Origin of the sequence: Solemya velesiana gill symbiont, from assembly GCF_002020805.1 — a bacterium.
In the GTDB taxonomy this organism is placed as follows: Bacteria; Pseudomonadota; Gammaproteobacteria; order Chromatiales; family Chromatiaceae; genus Sedimenticola_A.
Map to the genome: position 1 here is coordinate 23,368 of NZ_MPRJ01000017.1, position 8,000 is coordinate 31,367.

Below are 8,000 nucleotides of genomic sequence, written 5' to 3' on the forward strand. Positions count from 1 at the left end.
ATTCTATGGAAGATGAGTATGAGGGCCAAGCTTCGGAAAAATGAAATAAAGCCTTTTGTTCGTCGTGTGCTGGGCTGTGGGTGCCCCGACGAGGTATTCAAACACATCGAAACGGCGGATTTACAGCTGGGTAGGCTGACCTATCAGCGCCTGGGGATAGGTAACTGGCGTGGTCAGTCTGCCTGACGATGGCAATCTGCTCTCCGATTTTCAGACGTTGGTCGAAACCGGGGTCGGAGAACGGGATCGAGAAGGTTGGAACCGGTGCCGAATCGCATTGGTTGGACATCGGCAGCGAGGTGACGCAGATGATTTGGAACGCGCTTTTGCAGGGCTGGCCGGGAGTGATGAAAAGCTGCATCTTCACTGGGTGACGGAAGAGTCGTTATCCATTGACACCGCTTAAAGCAATATTCAAAAGATAGCGTTAATATTTTCTCGCTTTTTAGTTGGAATCGGACAGTTTTAATGCAGAGACAAGAGCTCGTTGACGGGGTTGAGGCACAGTGGGGTCAGTGGCTTGAGAGCGCAGAGGAGCAAAGGGTTGCCCATGACTTCCCCGCAGCATTCATGGAACGGCACAAGCAAGTCCTGGAGGCGAGTGAATACGTAGCCCAGTGCTGCCAACGGGATCCGCAGCTGTTGGTGTCACTGTTTCAGGACGGTGATCTGGTATCTTCCTTTGGGGGAGGGGAGATGGCCGCCCGACTCAATAAGGAACTGGAAGAGGTCGCTGAAGAGGCCGGGCTGCACAAAGTACTGCGTCTTTTTCGACGGAGGCAGATGGTGCGCATCATCTGGCGTGACACTTCCGGCAGCGCCCCCCTGTCTGAGACCCTTGAAGACCTCTCCGCCCTGGCAGATGCCTGTATCCAGGGTGCCCTTGACCACCTATATGAGTGGGCCGTAACCAAGCAGGGCGTGCCGCGTGATGCAGAAGGTAATCAGCAGTACCTGGTTGTGCTGGGAATGGGTAAGCTGGGCGCCCGGGAGCTCAACCTCTCCTCCGATATCGATCTGATCTACACCTATCCCAGTGTGGGAGAGGTGGATGGGCCGCGCTATCTTTCCAATGAGCAGTTTTTTACCCGGCTCTGCCAGCAATTGACCAAGGCGATCAACACCCATACCGTTGATGGTTTCGTGTTCCGTGTGGATGCCCGTCTCCGTCCGTTTGGAAATTCGGGGCCGCTGGCGTTCAGCTTCGATGCCATGGAGGTGTACTACCAATCCCAGGCAAGGGAGTGGGAACGTTACGCCATGGTAAAGGCCCGTGTCGTGGCCGGCGATCCGGAAGCCGGGGCGCACCTGATGGCGATGCTCAAGCCTTTTGTCTATCGCCGCTACCTGGATTTCGGCGCTATCGAATCCATACGCGACATGAAGCAGATGATCAGCCGTGAGCTGCAGCGCAAGGGAATGGCGGACAATGTGAAGCTGGGGCCGGGTGGAATCCGTGAGATCGAATTTATCGGGCAGGCCTTTCAGTTGATCCGGGGAGGGCGTGATCCCGAGTTGCAGATTCGTCCCATACTTCCTGTGCTGCAACTGCTTTCCGAAAAGCAGTTGCTGCCGGAGTACGTGGTCAGCGACCTGACCCATGCATACGAATTCCTGCGCCTGGTGGAGAATCGGATTCAGGCATGGCAGGACAAGCAGACCCACCTGCTGCCCGAAGACGATGCAGGACGGTTGCGCATGGCGCGTTCAATGGGGTTTGAGGGCTGGCATGATTTTCATAATGCCCTGGAGCATCACCGATCCCGGGTCCAGGGACACTTCGACAAGGTCTTTGCCGTTCCCCAGACAGAAGATGAACGGGAAGAGCGGCCACTACAGTCACTGTGGTGTGAGGAGCTGGATGAAGCCCAGGCTTCGGAAGCGTTGGAAGCCGCCGGATTCAGAGATTCCGCCCTGGCAGTGGAAAAGCTGGGTGCCTTTCGGGACTCTCACGCCTTTCGCGGTATCGGAACCCGTGGCCGGGAGCGCCTGGACCAGCTGATGCCCTTGTTGCTGGAGGCCGTTGGTGCTTCTGCTGCACCTGAAGTGACTCTCGAGCGGGTGCTGAAGCTGCTGGAAGCGGTTGGCAGAAGAGCCGCCTACCTCGCCCTGCTGGTCGAGAGTCCTATCGCATTGTCGCAACTGGTTCGACTGACCAGCATCAGTCCCTGGATCTCACAGCAGCTCTCCAGGCACCCGCTACTCTTCGACGAGATGCTCGATCCGCGGCGGCTCTATAGTCCGTTGCACCGGGAGGGACTCGAAGAGGAGCTGGATACCCTGCTTGCGCCGCTGGATGCTGACGACCTGGAGCAGCAGATGGAGCGGCTGCGCCAGTTCTCCCAGAGCAACATGCTCCGGGTAGCGGCAGCGGACCTGACCGGCGTGATACCCCTGATGGTGGTGAGCGATTACCTCACCGAAATTGCCGAGGCGGTGACTGCCAGGGTGCTGAAACTGGTCTGGGATGGAATGGCCGGGCGTTACGGAAAGCCCCAGGAGATAGATAGCAGTGACACCGGTTTCCTGGTGCTTGGCTACGGCAAGATGGGGGGTATTGAGTTGGGTTACGGCTCCGATCTGGACCTGGTGTTTGTCCACGGTAATCGGAACCCTAATGCGATGACTGATGGTGAGCGGCCGGTTGCCAACGATGTCTTTTATGTGCGCATGGGGCAGCGCATGATTCATATGTTCACTACCCGTACCCCCTCGGGATTGCTTTACGAAGTCGATATGCGGCTGCGGCCCAACGGTAACTCCGGCATGCTGGTTACACCTATCGAGGCATTCGAGTTGTACCAGAAAAACGATGCCTGGACCTGGGAGCACCAGGCGCTGCTTCGTGCGCGGCCGGTGGCTGGTGATCCGGTATTGATGGAACAGTTCAAATCGATCAGGCGAGAGGTACTCTCCAGGCAGCGCGATCCCGACGAACTGCATGATGCAGTGCGGGATATGCGCGAAAAGATGCGCGCATCTCTGGATAAGTCCGGCAACGGCCAATTCGATATCAAGCAGGGCCGTGGCGGTATCGCGGATATCGAATTTATGGTTCAATACTCGGTCCTGCGGTGGGCGAATCAGTATCCCGACCTTCTCGATTGGACGGACAATATTCGCCTGCTGGATACTTTGGCCAGGCATGACCTTCTGGAGGGGAATACCACGGAGGTGCTGGCTAACAACTATCGGGTTTTCCGTGCCGCCTATCACCGGAATGCACTGAGCGAACTTCCCGGCCTGATCGGAGATGAAAAACTGGCCGAAGAGCGTAAGACGGTGCGGGAGCTGTGGGAATCACTAATGGAGGCATGATCCTCCGGGAATTGAATTGATAAGCGCTAATTTGGAGATGGATGATGTCGAATTTTGCGGACCGTGATGGGTGGATCTGGCTGGACGGGGAGATGGTGCCTTGGCGCGAGGCGAAGATCCATGTGTTGACCCATACGCTCCATTACGGCATGGGCGTGTTTGAAGGAGTGCGTGCCTACCAGACCGATAAGGGTCCGGCCATCTTTCGCCTTCAGGATCACACAGAGCGGCTGCTTCAGTCCGGGCACATTCTTGGTATGGATATTCCCTACGATGCGGAGACGCTAAACCAGGCGCAGATCGCCGCGGTACGTGAGAACAACCTGGACTCAGCCTACATTCGTCCGATGTGTTTCTATGGGTCCGAAGGCATGGGCCTGCGCGCGGACAACCTGAAAGTCCATGTCATGGTCGCCGCCTGGGAGTGGGGCGCCTACCTCGGAGAGGAGAACCTGAAGCACGGCATCCGAGTTCACGTCTCTTCCTTCACCCGACACCACGTCAACATCACCATGTGCCGGGCCAAGGCCAACGGCAACTACATGAATTCGATGCTGGCGTTGAAAGAGACGCTGGACAACGGCTATGACGAAGCGCTGCTGCTCGATACAAACGGTTTTGTGATGGAGGGTTCCGGGGAGAACCTTTTCGTCGTACGTGACGGTGTGATCTATACGCCAGACCTGACCTCTGCGCTTGATGGCATCACCCGCAAGACAGTGATGACCCTGGCTGATGAGCTGGGTATTCCGGTTATCGAAAAACGCATAACCCGGGATGAGGTGTATATCGCTGACGAGGCATTCTTTACGGGCTCCGCGGCAGAGGTGACCCCCATCCGTGAAGTAGACAATCGCGCCATCGGAAATGGTGACCGCGGACCGATTACCGAACGTCTGCAAGGGCTCTATTTCGACCAGGTACAGGGTAGGCGAGATGAGCATCCCGAGTGGCTGACACATGTAAAATGAGAGTTGCCGGGTTTCGCTCACGCGAAGCCTTGAGGTCCGGTAATTTTCAGGAAAATACGAACAGAGGATCATAGCGATGGCCGAAGCCGAAGCAGCTGTTGCCAAGCAAACCGCAAAGAGGGTTGAGGTAAGCCGCAAGGAACTGCCCCCGTGCTGTCCCAATAAATCCACGGATGGCGCCAACATGCATCCCAGGGTATTCCTGCCGATCGAAAAGAGTGGCGAAGCGGTCTGCCCTTACTGCGGTGCTCACTACAAGCTCACCGACTAAAGTCTTATTTGCGTGAGCGACACACCTCAAAAGCGAGTGGTCGTTTGGCGTATCATCGATGGTAAGCCTGGACATGAGAACCAGAGCCTTGGTTTGGTTAATGCACTTATGCGTTGCCTGCCAGGGGTCGAGGTTTTCGATATTCCTGCCGAAACCAAAGCGTCTGTCTTGTGGTATTGGATGATCGGACGCTTTCCCGTTGCAAATAATCTGCCTGATCCCGACCTGGTTATAGGTGCTGGGCATGCCACTCATTTTTCACTGCTTGCCGCTCGTCGGGCCCATGGGGGCAGGGCCGTGGTTCTCATGAAGCCGAGCTTGCCTATTAAGGTATTCGATCTGTGTGTTATTCCTGCCCATGATGATGTCGAGCCTGGGCGCGGGGTTTTTATCACCCGTGGTGTTCTGAATCCGTTGTCATCCGAGGGAGTGCATGATCCAAAAAAGGCGCTGTTTTTGATAGGGGGGCCATCGAAACACCATGGCTGGGATGACGAATCGTTGGTTTCTCAGATCATTGATATCACTAAGGCCTCCCCTCAAGTGTCATTTAACCTGACTACTTCGCGGCGCACCCCCGGTGCATTTTTGGAGCAGCTCAAGAAAATTGATTCTGATAATTTATGCATAATTCCGGTTGAACAGACTGCGCCTGGTTGGGTTGCCGGCCAATTGGCTGAAAGCTCGCTTGCGTGGGTTACCGAAGATTCGGTTTCGATGGTCTACGAGGCGCTGACAAGCGGGGTAGGTGTTGGGATTTTAGAGGTGCCTCGAATAACAAACAGCCATGTGTCTGCCGGTCTGGAGGATTTGATAAATGAAGGTGTTGTGGTTCCTTATCGCCGGTGGGTGAAAGAGTCCGAAAGTTATCGAAATGAGAAACCCCTTGATGAGGCATGGCGCTGTGCAGATTGGTTGATAGAGAAATGGCTGAACGAAAATTGAAAGTTGTGCAAATGCTTCCCGCTCTCGATAGTGGTGGCGTGGAGCGTGGCACAGTAGAGCTGGCATCAGAGTTGGTCAGGCGAGGCCATGAATCCATAGTGATTTCCGATGATGGTCGGATGGTTGATGATCTGGTTGAGTCTGGCAGCACGCACCACTGCTGGGAAGTGGGAGCAAAAAAGCTCAGCACATTGCTGCTTGTGCCAAAAATCCGCAAATTTCTTCAGGAAGAAAAGCCGGACATTTTGCATCTCAGGTCAAGACTTCCCGCATGGATAGGGTATTTGGCCTGGAGAGGTTTGCCTGAATCAAGGCGACCTCACCTGGTCACTACAGTGCATGGACCGTATTCTGTGAGTTGGTACAGTGAGATCATGACGAAAGGCGAGGTGGTTATTGCTGTTTCGGAATCGATTAAAGAATACATCCTGAATAATTATCCAAAGGTCGATCCAAAAAGAATCCAGGTAATACATAGAGGTGTCGATAGGGATATCTTTTCTTATGGATATACACCGGATAGTGAATGGTTAAAGGTTTGGCATGATGAGAATCCTGGGCTGCCCGGTAAATATGTAGTCACGATGCCAGGCCGGTTGACTCGGTGGAAAGGGCAGGAGCATTTTATTGAAGTTATCCAGCGGTTGAAACAAAGAGGTATCCCTGTTCATGGTTTAATTGTTGGAGGAGCCCATGATAAAAAGCAGGATTTTGAGCACGAGCTAAAGACGCTCGTGCAAAAAGCACAGTTGACGGATGATGTAACCTTCACTGGGGACCGTCGGGATTTGAGAGATATAATGGCCATCTCAGATGCAGTTGTTTCCCTGTCCACTAAATACGAGGCATTTGGAAGAACCACCATCGAGGCTTTGAGTCTCGGTATACCCGTTGCCGCTTATGCCCATGGTGGTGTTAAAGAACAGCTTGCAGATGTTTTCCCTGAAGGAATGGCGGAAGTAAACGATATTTCCGGCATTACCGGTCTGCTTGAGTCGTGGTATCACAATTCCCCAAGTGTGCCAGAGTTGCATAAATTCACATTGCGAGAAATGCTGGATGCAACAATCAATTGTTATGCAAAGTGTGTTGGATAAACTCAAAATATTCACAGCAATACTTTCCGTATTGATCATTGCATGGTCACCTTTTATTGGCGGGCCGAGACTCTTCGCCGTTTTAGCAGCGATAGTTGGTTTTTTTTATTTTGTAAGGAAGGAGTGGTCGCTCATTCGTACTAATGAAGAGCGGTTTTTACTCTATTCTTTTATCGCAATACTGATTCCGACAACCATTTCGCTGATTGCGCCCTATTCAAGAGAAAGCGTAATCAAGGTCATAGTGCTTGTCTTTATATTTTATTTTTGCGCTATCGGAATAACCCACTCATTAAAAAACCGTAATACCAGGGAACTATTTGAAAAAGGGATAACTGTAATTGCGTGTTTTTGGGTATTCGATGCGCTAATTCAATATGCTGTTGGCGTGGATATTATTGGTGTTCCGCTATCGGGTGATGGAAGGGTTGTGGGGATGTTTGGAGATAACCTGCGCTATGCGGCTATTCTGCCAGCTATCCTTCCGATTGCATTGTGGTGGCTGATGAAGAAATATCAATTTGCCGCGGTAACTTTATATTTTGCATCTCTGTTCACAGTGTTTGCTTCTGGCTATCGAGCTGGCTGGGTAATGATGGCAATAGTCGGTATCGGCTTTTTTGTTCATCTTCAAATAAAGCACAAAAGGTTGGTATTTTTAGCTTTCCTAATACTTGCGATACTGTTGGCCAGTGCAAGCCCAATCGTTGTAAGGAAGTTTGAGGCGACGTTTGATTCGCTTCCGACGACAACCAAGCAATTCAATTCAATTCTGACGGGTCGTATTCATATTTGGAGTACGGCTTTGAATATGTTTAGTGAGTGTCCTTTGGCGGGTGTGGGGGTGGGAGCATTTGATGATGCATACGGTGAATATTGCGCTCCTAATGACCCCTTTGGACCAAATGGTGCGAGAGGAAGGATTGCGAATCATGCGCACCAGTTATACATATCGTTGCTTGCTGAAGCAGGAATACCTGGGTTGCTTGGTTTTATTGCAGTGGTCTTGTACTCAATCAAAAGATGGTATTCGTTGAATATCAGTCGGAAGGTGATTGTACAGCCCTATGCATGGTCGCTTATCGCGATAATATTTCCCGTTAATGCCCAGCCGATACTTTTCCTGTCATGGTGGTTTCCGGTTGTTATTGTTGTTTTTTCAATATTTGTCGGTTTGATATTTTCGAGCGAAACATCAAGAGTAAGTAATAGCAGCGGATTATGAATTTTAGAGGAAATTTTCCGAGCATTTGATTCTCTCTTGGCCGAGGAAAAATGGCCAGGATGGGAAATGCATATCATCGCGGATTCAACTCGCTAGTGCAACAGGTGGGTTGATCCCGAAAAATACCTGATTAGGTGTTTTAATGCCAAGGCATTTTCGAGGGCGATTGTTCA

General features: G+C 52.2%; 7 protein-coding genes. All 7 read left to right on the forward strand.

The window, feature by feature from the left end; genetic code table 11:
- The first annotated feature begins 12 nt into the window (after nt 1–12).
- The 7 genes from BOW53_RS12715 to BOW53_RS03995 all read left to right on the forward strand — a co-directional run bounded on the left by BOW53_RS12715 (nt 13) and on the right by BOW53_RS03995 (nt 7,827).
- Complete coding sequence (locus BOW53_RS12715) at nt 13–186, forward strand: hypothetical protein (protein WP_172838758.1); 174 nt, start codon at nt 13–15, stop codon at nt 184–186.
- Between the two features lie 282 nt (nt 187–468).
- Nucleotides 469–3,318 (forward strand): bifunctional [glutamate--ammonia ligase]-adenylyl-L-tyrosine phosphorylase/[glutamate--ammonia-ligase] adenylyltransferase, encoded by a 2,850-nt coding sequence (gene glnE / locus BOW53_RS03970; RefSeq protein WP_078486215.1) that lies wholly within the window; start codon nt 469–471, stop codon nt 3,316–3,318.
- 44 nt (nt 3,319–3,362) lie between these two features.
- Nucleotides 3,363–4,289, forward strand: coding sequence for a branched-chain amino acid transaminase (locus BOW53_RS03975; protein WP_078486216.1), 927 nt, complete (start codon nt 3,363–3,365; stop codon nt 4,287–4,289).
- A 76-nt stretch (nt 4,290–4,365) separates the two neighbouring features.
- Nucleotides 4,366–4,560 (forward strand): zinc-finger domain-containing protein, encoded by a 195-nt coding sequence (locus BOW53_RS03980; RefSeq protein ID WP_078486217.1) that lies wholly within the window; start codon nt 4,366–4,368, stop codon nt 4,558–4,560.
- A 12-nt stretch (nt 4,561–4,572) separates the two neighbouring features.
- Nucleotides 4,573–5,505, forward strand: coding sequence for a mitochondrial fission ELM1 family protein (locus tag BOW53_RS03985; protein ID WP_135606991.1), 933 nt, complete (start codon nt 4,573–4,575; stop codon nt 5,503–5,505).
- A complete protein-coding gene (locus BOW53_RS03990) occupies nt 5,487–6,602 on the forward strand; it encodes a glycosyltransferase family 4 protein (RefSeq protein ID WP_078486219.1) in 1,116 nt (371 codons plus the stop codon). The genes BOW53_RS03985 and BOW53_RS03990 overlap by 19 nt, the downstream gene beginning before the upstream one ends.
- On the forward strand, nt 6,565–7,827 hold the full coding sequence (locus tag BOW53_RS03995; RefSeq protein WP_078486220.1) for an O-antigen ligase family protein: 1,263 nt from the start codon (nt 6,565–6,567) through the stop codon (nt 7,825–7,827). The genes BOW53_RS03990 and BOW53_RS03995 overlap by 38 nt, the downstream gene beginning before the upstream one ends.
- The last annotated feature ends 173 nt before the right edge of the window (nt 7,828–8,000 follow it).

Bases quoted from the DNA above. Each gene is read 5' to 3' on its own strand.
- BOW53_RS12715 (WP_172838758.1), top strand. From the start codon at position 13: ATGAGTATGAGGGCCAAGCTTCGGAAAAATGAAATAAAGCCTTTTGTT.
- glnE (WP_078486215.1), top strand. From the start codon at position 469: ATGCAGAGACAAGAGCTCGTTGACGGGGTTGAGGCACAGTGGGGTCAG.
- BOW53_RS03975 (WP_078486216.1), top strand. From the start codon at position 3,363: ATGTCGAATTTTGCGGACCGTGATGGGTGGATCTGGCTGGACGGGGAG.
- BOW53_RS03980 (WP_078486217.1), top strand. From the start codon at position 4,366: ATGGCCGAAGCCGAAGCAGCTGTTGCCAAGCAAACCGCAAAGAGGGTT.
- BOW53_RS03990 (WP_078486219.1), top strand. From the start codon at position 5,487: ATGGCTGAACGAAAATTGAAAGTTGTGCAAATGCTTCCCGCTCTCGAT.
- BOW53_RS03995 (WP_078486220.1), top strand. From the start codon at position 6,565: ATGCAACAATCAATTGTTATGCAAAGTGTGTTGGATAAACTCAAAATA.